This window comes from Acidovorax sp. GW823-FHT01C06, from assembly GCF_058798375.1.
In genome coordinates this window covers 1-17,981 of sequence record NZ_JBXAKN010000015.1, presented here as the reverse complement: position 1 = coordinate 17,981, position 17,981 = coordinate 1, and the positions used below count along the sequence as shown (strand labels likewise).

The following is a 17,981-nucleotide window of genomic DNA, read 5'->3' as shown; positions in this document are numbered from 1 at the left end:
GCGGATGCACCCCGACACCCCCAAGCCCCACGCCCGCTCCTCGGACTTCAGCGCCGGGGCGTCGTCTTCCGGGCCGCGCCCGCCAGCCCGGCGCGCGCGCCGCGCCGCGCGGGCCGCGGGCTGGCTTCTGGTGGCCCTGGTGGCGTTGATGATCGCCGCCGTGGCGGCGGTGTGGTGGTGGACGGGCAGCGGCACCTCGCTGGCCACGGCGCTCGCGCGGGCGGCCCGCTACCTGCCTGCCGGCCAGCAGCTGGAAAGCCGCGAGGTCACCGGATCGCTGCGCCAGGGCGGGCGCATCGGCTGGCTGCGCTGGAGCAGCCCGGCCCTGGCCGTCGAGGTCACCGACATCCGCCTGGGCTGGCAGCTGGCCCCCCTGCTGCAGCGGCGGCTGGAACTGGGCGAAGTGCATGCCGCGCGCGTGCAGATCACGCCGCAGGGCAGCCCGCCCGATGCCGAACCCGCCACACCCCTCACGCAGCTTGTGCTGCCGCTGCACATCGGCGTGCCGTTTCGTGTCGACCAGCTGCAATGGGCCGGATCGCCCGCCGTGCAAGCGCTGGGCCTGGCGGGCGACTACCGGTTTGACGGCCGCGAGCACCGCCTGAACATCGACAGCGTGGAGCTGGCCCAGGGCCGCTACAGCGCGCGGGCCACCCTGGGCGCACAGGCCCCCATGGCACTGGATGCCAGCGTGGATGGCACCGTGCACACCGCCGTGCCTGGCGGCGAACCCGCCATGCAGGTGCAGGCGCACGCCACGCTGCAGGGCACATTGGCCACCGCTTCGGCGCGCTTGCAATTGCAAGCGCGTGTAAGCCCCTCCCCCGGCACCTCCACGCCCACGCCAGCCCCGGGCACGCGGGGACCCCGGGCTCCAGCGTCGCCCACCAAGGCGCCCGCCCCCGCCCCAGCGCAACCCATGCAGGCCGATGTGCAGGCCACGCTCGCGCCCTGGGCGACCCAGCCCCTGCAGGCGGCCAGCGCCACGCTGCACGCCATCGACCTCGCGGCGCTCTGGCCGCAGGCGCCGGCGACCCAGTTGCACGGCACCGTGCAGGCGGGGCCAGGACCGGCAGGCGGCGGCACCCACTGGTCGGTGCAAGCGCAGCTGCACAACGAGCTCCCAGGCCCCTGGGACCAGGCACGCCTGCCCCTGACGGCCCTGCGGGCCGACGCCCGCTATGACGGCACCCGCTGGACCGTGCCTGCCGCCACGGCCTCGGCCGGCGATGGCACGGTGACGCTGCAGGGCCACTACACCCCGGCCACCCACGCGATGGAAGGCGAGGCCCAGGTGCGCAACCTGCGCCCCGATGCACTGCACACCGCCTTCGCGGCCGCCCCTTTGGCAGGCCGCCTCAGCGCGCAGACGGCGCAGGGCGACACCGTGCGCTTCACGGCGGACATCCGCGCCGCTGCGGCGGGCAGCCGGGCGGCGGGCGGCCGGGCTTCCGCCCTGCGCATCAACACCTTCACCGCGCAAGGCCACTGGCAGCCCGCCCCGCCCCCGCAGGCCGGCACTGGCGGCACGTTGCGGCTCGAACGCCTGCTGCTCGACGCCCTGCAGGCGCGCGCCGAGGCCACCGACCTGCGCATCGCGCTCGGCGGGCCGCCTTCCGTGCAGGGCCAGATGGTGCTGACAGTGCCCGGCGCCACCGCCCGTGCCCAGGGCCATGCCGCGCCGCTCGCCGGTGGCGGCGACCTGCAGGTGCAGTGGAGCGACATCGACACCACCCAGCGCTGGCTGGCCAGCCTGCCGCTGGCGGGCGGCACGCTGCAAGGCGCCATGCAGGGCATCTCCGCCAAGGGCGCGGGGCAGCTCACCGCCCGCTGGAAAGGTGGCTGGCAGACGCTGGTGCGCCAGCTGCAGGCGGCCGGCGGCGGCAGTGCGCCGCCAGCGGGCAAGGACACCTTCGAGCTGCAGGCCACCCTTGGCACCGCGCACATGGAACTGTCGCTGCCGCCCGCGCCAGGTACCGGCCGGGGCGCCACCGCGGTACAGCTGCACGCCGTGAAGGCCGAGCTTTCCGGCACCCTCGCACAAGCCGCGCTGTCGCTGCAAGGAGAGGCCCGCATGGATGCGCCCCAGGGCGCACAGGCCCACCGCCTTGCGCTGCAGACCCGCCTGACCGGCGGGCTGGCCGCCCCCGCGCAGTGGCAGGTACAGGTCGGCGAGATGCGCCTGCAGGCGCAGGACACACAGCGCCCCGGGCCATGGACCCTGCAGCTGTCCGAACCACTGCACATCACCGCGCGAACCCCGGGCACCGCCCCGTTGTCGGTGGAAACCTCCGCAGGCCAGGCCCGCCTGAACGGCCCGCTGCCGGGCACCGTGGTCCTGCGCTGGCAGCCCGTGCGCGTGGCCTCCGGGCCCGCGCTGCGGGTGCAGACCCAGGGCACGCTGCAGGGCCTGCCCATGGCCTGGGTCGACGCGCTGGGCGCGGGAGATAACTCTGCCGCCGCGGGCCGCCCGGCCCAGCCCCTGCTGGCCCGCATGGGCCTGGCCAGCAGCATCGTGCTGGACGGCCAGTGGAACGTGGACACCACCACAGCCAACCCGCGCGCCAGCGCCAGCCTGCGCAGGGCCAGCGGCGACCTGCGCATCCTGGCCGGAGACCCCACCGCCGTGACGGCCGTGCAGAGCAGCGGCCAGGGCAAGGGCGCGGGCGCCGCCACCGCGATCGCCACCGAGGCCTCGGCAGCACCGGCGGGAGCGGGCACGGCAGCGGGTGTGCGCGAGGCCGAGGCCACCCTCGATCTGGACGGCGAAGCCCTGCGGGCGCGTGTGCGGTGGATGAGCGAGCGCGCCGGAGAGATCGACGCCAGCGTGAACACCCGCCTGTCACTCGCGGGGCCCGCGGCCGCCTCGCCCCCCGCACCCGCTCGGCCGGGCGCGGCAGACGCACCACAGCGCACCGGCACCGCAAGCCTTGCCTGGGCACCGGATGCGCCACTGGCTGGCACGCTGCGCGCGCGCCTGCCCGACGTGGGCGTGTGGTCGGCCCTGGCCCCGCCCGGCTGGCGCGTGCGCGGCACGCTGGACGCGAGCGCCACCCTGTCGGGCACCCGCAACGCGCCGCGCTGGTCGGGAACCCTGGGCGCGGACGACCTGGCGGTGCGGTCCGCCGTGGACGGCGTGGACCTGCAGGGCGGCCGCCTGCGTGCCACGCTGCAAGGCAACCAGCTCGACATCACCGAGTTCCGCCTGCAGGGCGGGCGCGGCAGCGGCGCGCGCATCGCGGGCTTCAGCGGCAACCGCACGGCCGCGCCGCAGGACGGCGGCACCCTCACCGGCACCGGCCGCATCACCTGGGGCGATGCCGCCAACGGCCTCTCGGGCATTGCCATGGGTTTTCAGGCGGAGGCCAAGGCCCTGCAGGTGCTCGTGCGCGCAGACCGGCAGATCAGCGTGTCGGGCCAGCTGCAGGCCCAGCTGCAGCAGGGCCAGATCAGCCTGCGCGGCAAGCTCACCACCGACCGGGCCACCATCATCCTGCCCGACGAAAACGCCCCCAGCCTGGGCTCGGACGTCGTCGTGCGCTCGGCCGCCAAGGACCGCGAGGACCAGGCCAGGGCGCAGGCCGCCGCGAAGGCCAGCCAGGTGGCGGCGCAGGCAGAAACCGCCAAGCCGCCCGACATCGCGGTCACCCTCAACCTGGGCCGCGACTTCGCGCTGAGCGGCCATGGCATCACCACCCGGCTGACGGGCGAGGTGGACATCCGCAGCAGCGCCGTGCCCGGCGCCCCACCCCGCGTGACGGGCGAGGTGCGCACCGAGGAAGGCCGCTACCGAGCCTGGGGACAGATGCTGGACGTGGAGACCGGGCTCATCCGCTTCAACGGCCCGTACAACAACCCGTCGCTGGACATCCTCGCGCTGCGCCCCAACATCAGCGTGCGCGCGGGCGTGCAGGTCACGGGCAGCGCCCAGGCCCCCCGCGTGCGCCTGTATTCCGACCCCGAACTGCCCGACGCGGAAAAACTCTCGTGGGTGGTGCTGGGCCGCAACGCAGCCGCGGGCGGCGCCGAGGCCGCCGTGCTGCAGCAGGCCGCGCTGGCGCTGCTGGGGAGGGGCGGCAACAACAACACGGCGGCCAACATGGCCAGCCGGGTCGGCCTGGACGAGATCGGCTTCAAGGGCCCCGGCTCCGGCGAAGACGCCAGCGCCGCCGCCCTCACCTTCGGCAAGCGCCTGTCCAAGGACCTGTACGTGACCTACGAACGCAGCCTGTCGGGCACGCTGGGCACGCTGTACATCTTCTACGACCTCTCGCGCCGCCTCACGCTGCGCGGGCAGACCGGCGAGAAGAGCGCGGTGGACATCATCTACACGGTGAAGTACGACTGAGACCCCACCTCCGGGAAGGCACGCGCGGCCCCACTACAATGCGCGGCTGCCTCCTCGTAGTTCAATGGATAGAACGAGTGCCTCCTAAGCGCTAGATACAGGTTCGATTCCTGTCGAGGGGACCAGTAACCCGTTGATTTCAAAAGAATTTCTTAAAAAACGGGACAAGACCGGGACAAAACAGCCCTTCACAGCCCTTCTTCAAGTGGCCAAAAGTCGGCACCTGCGGCCACCTTCTGTCCACAGTTCCGCCGGCGCGCCTGCACTGTTGTAAAAAGCCGTCATTTTTCGTCATCCGGGAAGCACCAAAAATAGGCCGCCAGGCCGCGCCAGGCCTGGCGATACCCAGGGCCGGCGGTGCCGTCAAAACAGGCCCATTTAGACCGGGGGCGAGGCGGGGTCTCGACTGCGCGCCGCGCCCTGGGGGTGCCCTTCGGCCGGGGGGCGATAGGGGGCGGGATGGCTGCGGGAGGGGCCACGGCGCGGCCGTGGAGGGGCTGCGCGGCGCTGGCGTGTGGGTGGGTACGTGCCAGGGCGTGGGGCGCTATACGGGCGCAAAAAAGGCCACCGCATGGGTGGCCTTTGTGACAGGGGATGGGTGTTAGGCTGCGCGGCCTTGTGGTTCGGTGGCCACGCTGGCCAGGCGCGTGGCCGCTATGTCGAAGTAGTGCTGGTCCTGTTCGATGCCGATGAACCGATAGCCCAGCTCGAGCGCTGCCACGCCAGTGGAGCCCGAGCCCATGAACGGGTCAAGGATGACACCGCCAGGCGGTACGGCCTGGCACAGCTGCTTCATCAGGTCCACCGGCTTGCCAGTCATGTGGAACTTTGCCCGGTGGTCCACGCGCTCACGCACCACACCTGGCCACGGGCCGCCATGCTCTGCGATGGCCAGGGGGCCGTTGGAACCCCACACCACATATTCCGCCTGGTGGCGAAAGTAGCCTTTGTGCGGGGCGCGTGATGCTTCGGTTTTGTCCCAGGGAATGAGGCCACGCCACACCAGACCGCCGGCCTGGAAAGCATCGGTCAACGCGGGCAGCTGGCGCCAGTCAGTGAACACCATGGCATACCCGCCAGGGCGCAGTGCCTGGCGCACCAGTGATACCCAGCAGCTGACCCAAAAGGCCCAGCTGCGGCCGTCGCGGTTGTCGCCGGAAAAGTTCAGGTTGTGGGCGGCCGTGAGAGCGTGCCCGCTCTGCACGTACTTGGCAGCGGTGGTTTGCATGCGGTCACCGCGCACCATGCCGCCGCTGCTGTACGGCGGATCGGTCACAAGCGCGTCAACCTGCAGGCCGAGCTGCTGCAGCAGCTGCACGCTGTCGCCCCGGTAAATGGTGGCGTTGCCGATGGTGAGGCACTGGGGGGTGTTGGTTGCTTTCGAGGTTTTGGGAGTCTTCATGGTTTGTCATAGGTGAAGGCGCTCCCAGGCGCTCGCGTGAGGGGCTCAAGGCCCGCAGGTGGTTCATGGTCCCGCAGCGCGGGCACTTGATCGAGATTTGTTCAAACACGGCCTCTGCGAGTTTTCGGCCGCAGTGGCCACAACGTATTTCTTCCATGGTGTCGGCATCGCCGAAGATGCGTCCCGCCTGTGCACAGGTGACGGGGCCGCTTGGCCAATGCCGTGGGCAATCACGGCGGAGGGGTTTGTGTTGGGTGTTCCCGCACCCTTCACATTCGCCCTGTCTTTTTTGAGTGAAATTCACTCCCAGCGCTTGAACAACAAGCGCAAGCAGCTATTTATTTCGTAGCGCTATCCTCCCCGCCTTCGATGACATAGGGGACAAAGCGCACCAGTTCTTCCCCGAACCAATCGTTCAAGGCCTTGAAGCGCGCCTGCAGCGGCTCCAGTTCGTTGCGCGCGAACACTTCGGCAGCTGGCTTCACGGCACCGAAGCCGCCGGTATTGCCTGGAACGATGCCCATCAGCTGGGGCGGCACGCGGTGGGCCGCCAGCACATCGTCACGGCTCACGTTTTTGATGCTGGTGAAGTCGTCCTTTGCGGCCACTTCACTGATGGGCAAAACCTGAATCCCGTCCTTCTTGCCGTTGGGCGAGTACATGAACAGGTTGCGGAAATTCCCCGGCCCCTTTGCGTTGCGCATGGCTTCGCGCAGCGCGTCAACATCGCCCTGGGCCTGGGCCGGGTCAGTCATGTAGAGGATGAAGCCGGCGTGGCTCCCGTTGTTGTAATACTTGCGCCGAAACAGTGTGGCCGATTCGTTCAGCCAGGCCGCCTGCAGGGTGGAGAGGTATTCGGGCAACCCGTACACCTCCTGATTGATGTCCGGTTCAATCAGGTGGAACACGCTCCCCGGCTTGAATTCGTGTTCCTTTCCAAAGCCCTGCACAAAGTAGTAGGTGTCCAGCGCCTGGCCCCTGCGCATGTACTTGGCCAGGCTGTGGCGCAAGCCCAGGTCACGGCCCAGCATGTTGGGCGTGCGCTCCAGATAGGCATTGCCGAACGTGAGAAAGTCCAGCGCGAATTTGCCGAAGGTGTCACGGCTCAAAAGGCGGTGGGGCACGAAGGTGGACGCCAGCACGTTGCGCTTGAAATAGAGCGCGCTCGCGTGGTGCGTGGCCGCCCGAAACGACCGCGCCAAGCCTTCCCAGCTGATGGGCGGTTCGTACCACTTGCCATTCAGCCAGGCCTCGCAGTAGTCCAGAATCTCGCGGCCGTCCAGCACCGGCACCGGGTCACCAAAGGTGAACGCCTGGGCGCTGGCCTGCGAGACACTGGAAAGAGCCGAACCGGTGGCCGCAGCTGGCGCGGGCACGGTGTTGGAAAAGGCCGGCGCATCTGCGCGGCGTGGTGTGCGCTTGGGCATCAGGAGAACTCCAGAACAGAGGTGGTGGCTTCGCTCGCGCCTTCCAGCGGCTCGAAGTCCATGGCGTGCATGCAGGCCCACGCCAAGTCGGCGTGGCCCGTTTCGTTGTTGCGGCCGGCGTCGTAGGTGGCCTGGCGACCGCTGGTGGTAAGCACCTTTTTGATAGCCATGAAGGCCTGGGCAAGATCAACCGCGCCCGCGTCAAACTCCAGCCGGCCTTTGCTGATGACGCTTTTTGCTTTCAGCACCAGCCGGGTTTTCACGTCCACGCTGTACTGGTAGGCCCGCGCGGCGGGGAAAAACTGCTTCACCAGCTGAAAGACACCCTGGCCGATGCCCGTGGTGTCGATGCCGATGTGCTGCACGTTGAAGCGCTCCGTCACCTTCTTGATGGCATCGGCCTGGGCCTCGAAGTCAAGCCCACGGAACTGGTGGCGCTCCAAAACGCGGAACTTCCCGCCAGGCTCTGCCGGTGGGGCCAGCACCACCAAGCCGGCACTGTCGCCCGTGTGGCTGGGGTCATAGCCGACCCACACCGGGCGCCAGCCGAACGGGCGCATGCCGAGCGGCTTCACATCGGCCCAGGCCTCCCAGCTGTCCACCATGCAGCGCTGCAGCTCTGCCAGCGGAAACACGCTGTAGCTGTCATCGAGAAAACCGCACATCAGCAGGTTCTCGAATTCCTCCGCGCTGTACTCCAGCCGCAGCTCGTCAATGTCGAACAGGTTGCAGCCGCCGCGCATGGCGTCCACGATGGTGACGATTTGCCGCCAAATCTTGTCTTCACCGGTGAAGCCACCGGCCAGCCTGTCGTGCGACAGGTCCAGCGCAATGCGTTCGTCCTTCGGCCGCTTCTTGTTGAAGCGATCACCGGACCACAGCGCGAAGGCTTCATGCTGGATGCTGGACGGCGTGGAAAAGTAGGTTTTGCGCCAGTGCTTGTGCATGGCCATGCCGCTGGCCACCTTGTTCAGCTCCGTGAATTTGCGCGTCCAAAAGCACTCGTCAAAATAGAAATTGCCGTGATAGCCCTGGGCCGTCAGTGCGTTGGTGCCCAGGAAATACAGCGTGGCGCCGTTGCTCAAAACAATAGGATCGCCCGACAGTTCCAAGTCGCAGGCCTCCTTTGCAAAGGCCACGATGTACTGTTTGAAAATGTGCGCCTGTGCCTTCGACGCGCTGAGAAAAATCTGATTGCGGCCGGTGGCGATGGCATCGGCCAGGGCTTCGCGGGCGAAGTACCACGTTGCACCAATCTGCCGCGACTTGAGAATGAAGCGCGTGCGCAGCTCGCTATTGCGAAACCACACTTTCTGATAATCGAACAACGAATCTCGGAACGCATCCAGCAGCTTTTCGTGCTGTTCCTCCGTGAAGTGGTTGCGCTCCTGGCGGCGCTTGGGTTTGTCGTTGCGCGCCTTGATGGCCGGGTTCAGGTCCGACTCCTTGCCCGTTTCCCCGTACTTCTGCACGCGGGCCAGGCGCTCAATCTGACGGCCCAGCAAGTCGATTTCCTTAAAGTCGCCGCCGGTTTTGTTGTCCTTCATTACCAGCTGCACCAGCCGGGTTTCGAGCGCGGCTTCCACGCGCTGGGCCGGTTGCGCCTTGTCCCAGTCTTCGGCATCCTTCCAGCCCTGCACCGTGCTGCGCGGCTCCCCGATGTACTCGGAAATGCTGGAAATGCGCCACCCTTGCCAGTACAGATGCCGCGCCGCGCGGCGCTTGTCAGCGGCCAGGCCATCGGCGGGCACGGTGGAAAAAGGAAGCGCGGGCGCGAGCGTTGGGGAAGACATGGAGCGAGTTTCAGCCGCCAGTCTGTGAAGCACTACACGCTTTGAGGCCCTTTCAAATGTGCTGTTTCCGTACACAGGAGGCATTGATTGCTGGGCACGCGCGACGGCGGGACGATGGCGGCTACTTCGACCACCACCGTTCAAGGAACCGCAACCCATGGCAACCAAATCCCGTTTTTTCCGTGTCGCTACCGAAGGCGCAACCACTGATGGCCGCGCCATCGAGAAGAAGTGGATTCAGCAGATGGCCAAGAACTTCGACCCCACGAAGTACGGCGCCCGTGTCTGGCTGGAACACTACCGGGGCATCGCACCCGATGGCCTGTTCAAAGCCTACGGCGATGTGAAGGCCCTCGAAGCCCGCGAGGTGGAAGGCGGCAAGCTGGCACTGTTCGCGCAAATCGAACCACTGCCCGAGCTGGTGGCCATGACCAAGGCCAAGCAAAAGATTTACACCTCCATCGAGGTGAACCCCAGCTTTGCCGACACGGGCGAGGCGTACATGACCGGCCTGGCTGTGACCGACAGCCCTGCAAGCCTGGGCACCGAGGTGCTGAACTTCGCGGCGCAGAACCCCCAGGCCAGCCCGTTTGCCGGCCGCAAGGAAAACGCCGCCATCCTGTTCAGCGAAGCGGTGGAGGCCGAGCTGAAATTCGAGGACAGCGACGACGCCGACAACAGCGCCGGCAAGTTCTCCGAGGCGCTGAAAGGCCTGCTGGGCAAGTTCAAGAAGAAGGGCCAGACCGACGACGCGCGCTTTGAAGAAGTGCTGGCCGGCTTCGAGCAGTTCGCACAGCTGGCGGAAAACCAGAGCGCAGCCCACGACGCACTGGCCAAGGACCACGCCAAGCTGGCCAAAGACTTTGCAGCCCTGCAGACCAAGCACGACGAGCTGGCCAAGACCCTGGAGAACACGCCCAGCGGAAACCACACCCAACGCCCGCCAGCAGTCGGCGGCAACGGTGTGGAGCTGACCCAGTTCTAACCCCGCCCACGCTCAAAGCAAGCCCGAATCACCGCAATCAATCCACCATCAGGAAACCAAAAAATGCGCAACGAAACCCGCAATGTGTTCAACGCCCTGCTGTCCCAAATCGCCCGCCTGAACGGCGTGGCCGATGTGGCCAAGCAATTCAACGTGGCCCCATCCATCCAGCAAGTGCTGGAAACCAAAATGCAGGAGTCCAGCGACTTCCTGAGCAAGATCAACGTAACGCCGGTGGTTGAATCCCAGGGCGCAAAGTTGGGCCTGGGTATGTCTGGCCCGGTGGCAAGCCGCACCAACACCGACAACGCCGACCGCCAAACGCGCGACGTGTCCACCATGGACAGCAAGGGCTACCAGTGCGTGCAGACCAACTTCGACACGCACATCAAGTATCAAAAGCTGGACGCCTGGGCGAAGTTCAAGAACTTCCAAACCCTGGTGGCTATGGCCATCCTGCGCCGCCAGGCGCTGGACCGCATCATGATCGGCTTCAACGGCACCAGCATTGCCGCCACCACCGACCTGGCCGCCAACCCGCTGCTGCAGGACGTGAACAAGGGCTGGCTGCAGCACCTGCGTGAAGACGCACCCGAGAACGTGATGAATGGGGGCGCGACCCCTGGCGTTCTCAAGATCGGCGCCGGCGCCGGCAACGACTACAAGAACCTCGACGCGGCCGTGTACGACGCCATCAGCCTGCTGGCCCCCTGGTATCAGCAAGACCCTGATTTGGTGGTCATCCTGGGCCGCGAGCTGTTGGCCGACAAGTATTTCCCCATGGTCAACGTCAACCAAGCGCCCAGCGAAACCCTGGCGGCCGATATCGTCATCAGCCAGAAGCGCGTGGGCGGCCTGCAAGCGGCCACCGTGCCGTACTTCCCGCCCAACGCCATGCTGGTGACGACTTTCGACAACCTGTCGCTGTACTGGCAAGAAGGCGCCCGCCGCCGCCGCATGGAAGAAAACCCCAAGCGCGACCGCGTGGAGAACTACGAAAGCTCGAACGACGCCTACGTGGTGGAAGACAACGACCGCGCCGCGCTGGTGGAAAACATCGAGCTGGTGGCTTGAGCCTGGAACCCAAGACCATGACCACACCGGCAAAGCGTCACAAGATGCGTGTGCTGGCCGAGCTGGCGGCGAAGGCCGCCGGCCACGGCGACGAAGTGCGGGGCAGCGCCTACGAGCTGATGCTCGCGCAGCTGGCCGAGCACAAGCGCACCCTGAAAACCATCCAAAGCACCGAATGCAAGATCGAAGCCAAGCGCAAAATGCTGCCCGACTTCGAGGACTACGTGACCGGCGCGCTGGAAGGTGGCCAGGGTGGCCACGACATGGTGCTGACCACCGTGCTGGTGTGACACCTCGACACGGGCAACTGGGCGCGCGGGCTGGAAATTGCAGCCTATGCGCTCGCCCATGGCCTGGTGCTGCCCGACCAGTACAACCGCACCCTGCCCACGCTGCTGATTGACGAAACCGCCACCGCAGCAGCCAAAGGCCAGCTGGTGGGCGACGAAGCGCTGCGCGTGCTGGCCGAGGTGGACCAGCTCACCGCCGCGCAAGACGCGCCAGACCAAGCCCGCGCCAAGCTCTACAAGGCCATCGGCTACGCCCTGATCGGCAAGACCCCGACCCATGAGCCCGACTTCACCACGCTGGACGAAACCAAAGCACGCCTGGCTATGGAGAAGCTGCAGCGCGCCCACGAACTGTTCGCGCAGGTGGGCGTGAAAAAAGACATGGAACGCCTGGAGCGCCGGCTGAAAGCAGCCGACACCGGCACCGACTGAGCGGACCCCGCACCCTGGCGGCTCCGGGTGCCGCGACCAAGGGCGCAAGCCCATCGGCCAACGCACCCGGACCACCGCCAACTTGACACCAGCCCGAAGGCCCCACCGTGACATTCGTAGCCACAGCAAACCCGCCCATTGCCGCAGACGACGCCCAGGTCGATAACGACCCGTGGTTTCCGGCTGTGCCCGCTGCACGGGTGCGGGATGTGTGCCGCCTGGATGGCACGGTGACGCCGGCACGCCTGGGCGAAGCCATCGGCAACGCCATGGACAGCGTGAACCGCGAGCTGCAGGCCTACAAGGCCGAGCAGGTTGCGGCCGGCGCTGCCAACCTGGCCGCAGCTGGTGACGGCCGACAGGCCGGCCGCTACCTGCGCGCCATCTATGCCCACGTGCAGGCCGAGCTGGCCGAGGTTTACCGCGACATCGACACCACCCCGCACAACGACAGCAAAGCCGAGCGCATGCGCGAGCGGTACGAAGTGAAGGTGGACGAACACCGCCGCAACCTGCGGTGGGCCATTGCCGACCTGCTGGGCCGCCAGCGCACCACCGTGGAGCTGATTTGATGCAGGCCACAGCCCAAGACCTTGAAACCCTGGACGAGCTGTGCATGCGCATCACGGGCCGCACCGCCGGCGTGGTGGAGGCCACGCTGACAGCAAACCCAGGCATTGCAGAGCGCACGCACCTGGCCGCCGGAACGGTGGTGCAGATCGTTGAACCCGCAATCACAAAAACACGTAACACCATCAATCTGTGGGACTGATCCACCATGAGCGACACCCCGAGCAACATCGCCAAGGCCGTGGGCGTGGAGGCCATGAAGGCATCGCCACCCGTTGCCGTAGCGGCGAAACAAGACGGCGGCTTCTTCACCCTGAGCCCTATCACCACCCTGACCTGCATCTATCTCGCGCTGCAAATCGCGTACTTGGCCTGGAAGTGGCACAACGAACGCGAAGACCGCAAGGCCAAGCGCGACGCGTGCGAGGTGCCGAAATGACCACCAACACACGCCAGCGCATCGCCGTGGCGCTGCTTTCGCTGTCGGCCGCAGGCTTTGCCACATGGAAGACGAACGAAGGCGACGGCCCCACCAAAGTGCAGCCCGATGGGGTGGTGGTGCACCTGCCCTACGTGCCCACCCAGGGCGACGTGCCCACCATCGGCCACGGGTCCACCCGCTACGAGGACGGCACGCCGGTGCGCATGACGGACCCACCCATCACACGCCAGCGCGCCGAACAGCTCGCCCGCAACCTGCACACCGAGGAAGAAGCGCGGTTTAAGGCCAGCCTGCCCGGTGTGTACCTGTACCCCGGCGAGTTCGACCTGTACATGGACTTCGTGGGCCAATATGGCATTGGCAACTGGCGCGCCAGTTCAATGCGCCGCCACCTGCTGGCCGGTGAATACGTGCGCGCCTGCCAGGCCCTGCCGGCATGGCGGTTTCAGGCCGGCCGGGACTGCCGCCTGCCGCAGAACTGGGGGCCAAAGGGCTGCAAGGGCGTGTGGACCCGGCAACAAAAGAGGCATGCGGACTGCATGGCGATGCAATGAAGCGCGCCATCAAAGCCCTGGCCATAGCTGCCCTGGTGCTGGTCCTGCTGGCGGTGGCCGCAGTCGCCGCCGCTTACTTCACCTTTTGCGGTGGCCACCCGCACGGGATTTGCTGACATGCTGTCCACCCTTCGCGCAAATGCCTGGAAGTACGCAGCCATCGCCGCCACGCTGGGCCTGGGCTTTGCCCTGCTGATGAAGACCCTGCGGCTGGCCGAAGCCCAGCTCGAAGCCGCCCACACCGTGGCCACCCTGCAGACCGAGCGCACAGCCGCCGCGCGGGCGGCGCTCACCACATCCGAACGCTACCGCACCCTGGAAGGCAAACACCGTGACCAAATCGCCAAGATCGACACCGATGCACAGGCCGCCCTTGCTGCTTCTGCTGCTGGCCGCGCTCGCGCTGATGTGGCTCGCAACCGGCTGCAGCGCGAACTTGCCGACTACCTCACCCAGCACCGTGCCGCCGCCCAGGCTCGCGCCGCTGCCGGCCAGTGCGCGCCAGACCCCGCCCCCCTTGATTTGCTTGCCGACCTGCACCGACGCGCTGACCAGCGAGCGGGAGAACTCGCGGCAGCTGCTGACGAAGCCCGAACCCGTGGCGCCGCCTGCGAGCGCGCCTACGACGAAGCCAGCGCCATGATGGAGGCCGCCGGCCATGGACAAGCCCAGTAAGCTACGCGACACGCTGACAAAGGCGATACCGGATCTTGCGCAGAACCCGGAAAAACTCGCCATCTTTGTGGTGGGCGGCCGGGTGGTGCACAGCGGGACCGATGCGCTGTCCTGGGAATACCGCTATTCCCTGCGCGTGCTGCTGACCGACTTCACGGGCCACGCCGACGCGGTGATGGCGCCGCTGGTGATGTGGATGAAGACACACCAGCCCGAGGTGTTCGACAACACCGACACCCGAGAAAAGGCCATCAGGTTCGAGGCCGAATTCCTGAACAGCGGCGCCGTGGACCTGCAGATTGATTTGCAGCTGACCGAGGCGGTGCTATCACGCGCCAGGCCGAACGGCCCACCCGGCGCGCTGAACCTGATCCACAAGGAAGAACAACCCAGGCCGCTGACCATCCTGCAGGCCGAGCGCTGGGAAGTGTGGCTGCGGGACGAGAAGCTGGCCCAATGGGACTACGCGCCGCGATGAAATACCTGTTCACCCTCTGCTTTCTGGTGTGGGAGGCCTACCTGCGGCTGCGTGGCCGCTGGCGCCGTCAGTGGCGGCCATTCCTGTTCCGCAAGCGCTGACCCATGGCCGAAGACCTGGCACAGCTCGAAACCTGGCTGGAGCCGCTGATTGCGGCCCTGTCAGACGCCGAGCGCCGCAAACTCGCCCTGGACGTGGCGCGCGACCTGCGCCGCGAGAACGTGGCTACCATGCGCGCCCAGCAGAGCCCGGACGGCGAAGCATGGGCACCACGCAAGCGCGGGCTGCGCGACCAAAAAGGCCAGCTGCGCAAGGGCCGCCGCGCCCAGGATATGTTCACCAAGCTACGCGGCGCCCGCTACCTCAAGGCCAAGGCACAGGGGCGCGAAGCCACTGTGGAATTCATGGGCCGCGCGGCGCGCATCGCGGCCGTGCATCACTTCGGCCTGCGCGATTCCGTGCAGCCTGGTGGGCCGGACTACGACTACCCGACGCGTGCTCTGATTGGAATAACCGACGCCTTCACAGAGCGCATGAAAGACAATTTGCTAGCGCGTCTGATAAGCGCTGTATGAGCCAGAAAGGGCATCACTCGCCACGCGATCCAGTGAGCGGCAGAAATCGCAATACTCGTAGAACTCATGAGCCTGAACATCGAGCTTGGGGCCAGAAATTCCCATTGCGAGTTGCTGAGGAATTCCCGTGAAGTGGCCACAATTCTTTATCTGAGAGAGCAAAACCACCAAGCGTTGGTCTAGATGGCTTCGATGTTCGAGCGCCTTAGAAATGAACTCCAAAGACCGGCGTATTTCTACACCGAAGTATTGGAGCCAATCGGGTTTCACTGCTTGTGGCATCAGTATCCCTGGAGCAGCCGACTTCGTCTCAATTTTCGCGAGCGCGGCGCGCAATGCGGCGGAATCCAATGAATCAAAGCGCAAGGACGAGGAGCTGGCATTCGACAAAGCAACGATCTGATCGGAGCAAGAGCGAACAATTTGCTCCACCTGTGCAGCGATAAGCGGCTCTATCAGCTTCCGGTTTTCAAGCTCTCGAATGTGCACCTGCACCAAATAGAAAATGTAGCTTGCGACGACAGAGCCGGCCAAGGCATCAGTAAGAACACCCAAGTCATAGAAAAAGCGAACGGGCGCGGGGATATTGTTGAGATAAAGAACCTTGATTGCGAGGATGCTCAAGGACAAAAAAGCGATCCTGTTCAAGGGCTTTGGAACAGAACGCAGGAAGGCGGCAGCATTCAAGAAATTCTCCAAACGATACGGGGCAGAAACGAGGCGGCAGTGAAAGTCTAGCTGGCACGCACGAACTGAATGTGTGCCCCCCGCACACAAGGCAATGCGCGTGCTTTCTCACGCACGCGCGGGCACCATCGTTTGCATGGACCGCCCCATTGACCAGACCGAATCGCCCCTCGAAATCTTCCGCCGGCTGGAGAACATCGTGCGGGCTGGAACCATCGCCGCCGTGCGCCTGGGCAAGCCCGCGCGGTGCCGCGTTCGCTCCGGTGAAATCACCACCAACTGGATTCCCTGGCACGCCGGCCGCGCCGGTGGCAACGGTGGCCGCCAGTGGTGGCCCCCTGTGGTGGGCGAGCAGTGCCTGCTCGTCTCCCCCGGTGGCGACCTGCTGAACGCGGTGGCCATACCCGGTGTTTACAGCGATGCCAACGCCCAGGGCAGCGAAAGCGGCACGGCCTGCCGCACCGACTGGAGCGCCACCGACTTCATGGAACACGACAGCGCCACGGGCCGCCTGGTCATCAACTGCCGCGAGGGCATCGAGCTGCGCGTGCAGGGCGCCACGCTGGTCATTACGCCCGACGCCATCACGCTGGCAGCGGACGGCGGCGCCGCATCGCTAACCGGCAGCGGCTGGACAGCAACGCCTGACGTTGTGTCGGGTTCCATCAGCCTGGTGAACCACGTCCACGGTGGCGTGGAGCATGGCGTGGCCAGAACGGAACGCCCCCAATGAACCGCACCACCGGCACAAGCCTGACCGGCCTGGAACACCTGCGCCAGAGCGTGGGGGACATTCTGTCCACGCCCATCGGCTCGCGCGTTATGCGCCGCGAGTACGGCTCCCTGGTGTCCGAGCTGATCGACCACCCCGACAACAACACCAGCCAGGTGCGGCTGTTCTCTGCGGTGGCCAGCGCCCTGTTGCGCTGGGAACCCCGCTTTCGGCTAACCCGCGTGGGCGTGCAGCGTGATGCCGAGCGCCCCGGCTATACCCTGATCGAGCTGCACGGCTCCTACCACGAAGGCCGACGCCCTGCCCCGCTTTCCCTGCACGTGTCGGTTACAGCGAGGAACGCATGAACGCGCCCGACCTCACCCAACTACCGCCACCCCAAGTGGTCGAAACCCTCGACTACGAGACCATCCTGCAGGTGCACCGCGCCGACCTGCTGGAGCGCTACCCCGCAGCCGCTGCAGTGATTGACCTCGAAAGCGAGCCACTGAACAAGCTGTTGCAGGCCCACGCCTACCGCGAGCTGCTGTACCGCCAGCGCGTGAACGAGGCCGCCCGCGCCCACCTGCTGGCCTTCGCCACCGGCGCGGACCTCGACCACAAAGCCGCGTTCTATGGACTGACCCGCCTGGCCGGCGAAAGCGACGAGCGCCTGCGCGCACGCGTGCAGCTGCGCATCAAGTCACTGGCGGGCAATGGAACCCGCGAGGCCTACGAACTCACGGCCATGACGGCCAGCCAGAACGTGCGCGACGCCCGCGCCACCCAGCCATTCCCCGGCCGCGTGCACCTGCTGCTGTGGTGCCACGATGCCGCCCAGGCCGAGGCCACCCTGGCCACGGTGGTGGCCGCCATCAATGCCGATGACGGCCGCCCCCTGGGCGTGCCTGTCACGGTGGCACTGGCACGCCCCCGCGCCATCAACATCACCGCCGCCATCGAGCGCGAGGCCGGCGCGCCGGCCGACCTGGCGCAGCGCCTGGTGGTCACGCTCGCGGACGCCCTGGCCGCATACGCCCGCCTGGGCCGCGATGTGCCGCGTTCGTGGATAACCGCGCGCCTGCACACCGCCCAGGTGGCGGCCGTGCGGTTCCCCGACCCCGCAGCGCCTGCAGAGTCCACGCCCCTGGATGACGACGAATACCCCACGCTGGGCGTGGTGCACATCGAGGACGTGACGAAGTGACAGCGCCGCGCCGCCACCTGCTGCCACCGAACGCCACGGCCTTGGAAAAGGCGGTGGACCAGATCGCGCCCCACTGGGACGCGACGGCCCAGGCCTTCCCACTGCCACGCCAAGGCACGCCCGAAGCGGTGAAACCCTGGCTGGCCGCCGAGCTGCAGCTGGCACCCTTCGCGCGCTACTTCGCCACCACGGACGAGCTGCTGGCCGCCGGTGGAGCCTGGCTGCTGGTGCGCGGCACCGCTGCGGCCGTGCTGCTAGCTGTGATGTCTCAATAGGTTGTTCATCCGTCTCGGATTTGGGAAGCTGTGGTTACCAGGCCAAGCCACTCAA

19 protein-coding genes, 1 tRNA gene and 1 pseudogene are annotated in these 17,981 nt (G+C 66.7%); 16 read left to right on the top strand and 5 right to left on the bottom strand.

Annotated features, from left to right (window positions below; genetic code table 11):
* Positions 1-4 precede the first annotated feature (4 nt).
* Positions 5-4,348, top strand: coding sequence for a translocation/assembly module TamB domain-containing protein (locus AC1RCS_RS23675; RefSeq protein WP_492246404.1), 4,344 nt, complete (start codon positions 5-7; stop codon positions 4,346-4,348).
* Between the two features lie 50 nt (positions 4,349-4,398).
* Positions 4,399-4,473 (top strand) — tRNA-Arg (locus tag AC1RCS_RS23670).
* A gap of 476 nt (positions 4,474-4,949) precedes the next feature.
* On the opposite strand, the gene AC1RCS_RS23665 is transcribed toward AC1RCS_RS23670, so the two are convergent.
* The 4 genes from AC1RCS_RS23665 to AC1RCS_RS23650 all read right to left on the bottom strand — a co-directional run bounded on the left by AC1RCS_RS23665 (position 4,950) and on the right by AC1RCS_RS23650 (position 8,970).
* Positions 4,950-5,750 (bottom strand): DNA-methyltransferase, encoded by an 801-nt coding sequence (locus AC1RCS_RS23665; protein WP_492246405.1) that lies wholly within the window; start codon positions 5,748-5,750, stop codon positions 4,950-4,952.
* Positions 5,632-5,907, bottom strand: coding sequence for a Com family DNA-binding transcriptional regulator (locus tag AC1RCS_RS23660; protein WP_492246421.1), 276 nt, complete (start codon positions 5,905-5,907; stop codon positions 5,632-5,634). Before AC1RCS_RS23660 ends, AC1RCS_RS23665 begins: the two co-directional genes overlap by 119 nt.
* A 181-nt stretch (positions 5,908-6,088) precedes the next feature.
* Positions 6,089-7,177: a phage portal protein gene (locus tag AC1RCS_RS23655; RefSeq protein WP_492246406.1), complete on the bottom strand. Its 1,089-nt coding sequence runs from the start codon at positions 7,175-7,177 to the stop codon at positions 6,089-6,091.
* Positions 7,177-8,970: a terminase ATPase subunit family protein gene (locus tag AC1RCS_RS23650; RefSeq protein WP_492246422.1), complete on the bottom strand. Its 1,794-nt coding sequence runs from the start codon at positions 8,968-8,970 to the stop codon at positions 7,177-7,179. The genes AC1RCS_RS23655 and AC1RCS_RS23650 overlap by 1 nt, the downstream gene beginning before the upstream one ends.
* Positions 8,971-9,127: 157 nt before the next feature.
* On the opposite strand from AC1RCS_RS23650, the gene AC1RCS_RS23645 reads away from it, so the two are divergent.
* From AC1RCS_RS23645 to AC1RCS_RS23600, 10 genes and pseudogenes are all read left to right on the top strand, one after another.
* Positions 9,128-9,955, top strand: a complete 828-nt coding sequence (locus tag AC1RCS_RS23645; protein WP_492246407.1) for a GPO family capsid scaffolding protein — start codon at positions 9,128-9,130, stop codon at positions 9,953-9,955.
* Between the two features lie 63 nt (positions 9,956-10,018).
* The gene (locus tag AC1RCS_RS23640; protein WP_492246408.1) at positions 10,019-11,029 is read left to right on the top strand and encodes a phage major capsid protein, P2 family; all 1,011 of its coding nucleotides are present in this window, start codon (positions 10,019-10,021) and stop codon (positions 11,027-11,029) included.
* 17 nt (positions 11,030-11,046) lie between these two features.
* A pseudogene (gpM, locus tag AC1RCS_RS23635) lies at positions 11,047-11,751 on the top strand (phage terminase small subunit).
* Between the two features lie 107 nt (positions 11,752-11,858).
* Positions 11,859-12,323, top strand: a complete 465-nt coding sequence (locus AC1RCS_RS23630; protein WP_492246409.1) for a head completion/stabilization protein — start codon at positions 11,859-11,861, stop codon at positions 12,321-12,323.
* Positions 12,323-12,523 (top strand): tail protein X, encoded by a 201-nt coding sequence (locus tag AC1RCS_RS23625; RefSeq protein WP_492246410.1) that lies wholly within the window; start codon positions 12,323-12,325, stop codon positions 12,521-12,523. The genes AC1RCS_RS23630 and AC1RCS_RS23625 overlap by 1 nt, the downstream gene beginning before the upstream one ends.
* Positions 12,524-12,529: 6 nt before the next feature.
* Positions 12,530-12,760 (top strand): hypothetical protein, encoded by a 231-nt coding sequence (locus tag AC1RCS_RS23620; RefSeq protein ID WP_492246411.1) that lies wholly within the window; start codon positions 12,530-12,532, stop codon positions 12,758-12,760.
* On the top strand, positions 12,757-13,317 hold the full coding sequence (locus tag AC1RCS_RS23615) for a glycoside hydrolase family protein (protein WP_492246412.1): 561 nt from the start codon (positions 12,757-12,759) through the stop codon (positions 13,315-13,317). The genes AC1RCS_RS23620 and AC1RCS_RS23615 overlap by 4 nt, the downstream gene beginning before the upstream one ends.
* 117 nt (positions 13,318-13,434) lie before the next feature.
* Positions 13,435-13,992 carry a DUF2514 family protein gene (locus tag AC1RCS_RS23610; RefSeq protein WP_492246413.1) on the top strand — a complete coding sequence of 186 codons (558 nt, stop codon included), beginning with the start codon at positions 13,435-13,437 and terminating at the stop codon, positions 13,990-13,992.
* Positions 13,976-14,470, top strand: coding sequence for a phage tail protein (locus AC1RCS_RS23605; RefSeq protein WP_492246414.1), 495 nt, complete (start codon positions 13,976-13,978; stop codon positions 14,468-14,470). The genes AC1RCS_RS23610 and AC1RCS_RS23605 overlap by 17 nt, the downstream gene beginning before the upstream one ends.
* A gap of 104 nt (positions 14,471-14,574) precedes the next feature.
* On the top strand, positions 14,575-15,045 hold the full coding sequence (locus tag AC1RCS_RS23600) for a phage virion morphogenesis protein (RefSeq protein WP_492246415.1): 471 nt from the start codon (positions 14,575-14,577) through the stop codon (positions 15,043-15,045).
* Here the strand turns inward: AC1RCS_RS23600 and AC1RCS_RS23595 are convergent.
* Positions 15,019-15,732: a hypothetical protein gene (locus AC1RCS_RS23595; protein WP_492246416.1), complete on the bottom strand. Its 714-nt coding sequence runs from the start codon at positions 15,730-15,732 to the stop codon at positions 15,019-15,021. The genes AC1RCS_RS23600 and AC1RCS_RS23595 overlap by 27 nt on opposite strands.
* 136 nt (positions 15,733-15,868) lie before the next feature.
* On the opposite strand from AC1RCS_RS23595, the gene AC1RCS_RS23590 reads away from it, so the two are divergent.
* From AC1RCS_RS23590 to AC1RCS_RS23575, 4 genes are read left to right on the top strand one after another with little or no spacing between them, the layout of a single operon-like run.
* On the top strand, positions 15,869-16,465 hold the full coding sequence (locus AC1RCS_RS23590) for a phage baseplate assembly protein V (RefSeq protein ID WP_492246417.1): 597 nt from the start codon (positions 15,869-15,871) through the stop codon (positions 16,463-16,465).
* A complete protein-coding gene (locus AC1RCS_RS23585; RefSeq protein WP_492246418.1) occupies positions 16,462-16,812 on the top strand; it encodes a GPW/gp25 family protein in 351 nt (116 codons plus the stop codon). The genes AC1RCS_RS23590 and AC1RCS_RS23585 overlap by 4 nt, the downstream gene beginning before the upstream one ends.
* Positions 16,809-17,651, top strand: a complete 843-nt coding sequence (locus AC1RCS_RS23580; protein ID WP_492246419.1) for a baseplate assembly protein — start codon at positions 16,809-16,811, stop codon at positions 17,649-17,651. The genes AC1RCS_RS23585 and AC1RCS_RS23580 overlap by 4 nt, the downstream gene beginning before the upstream one ends.
* Positions 17,648-17,926: a phage tail protein gene (locus AC1RCS_RS23575; RefSeq protein ID WP_492246420.1), complete on the top strand. Its 279-nt coding sequence runs from the start codon at positions 17,648-17,650 to the stop codon at positions 17,924-17,926. Before AC1RCS_RS23580 ends, AC1RCS_RS23575 begins: the two co-directional genes overlap by 4 nt.
* Positions 17,927-17,981 lie beyond the last annotated feature (55 nt).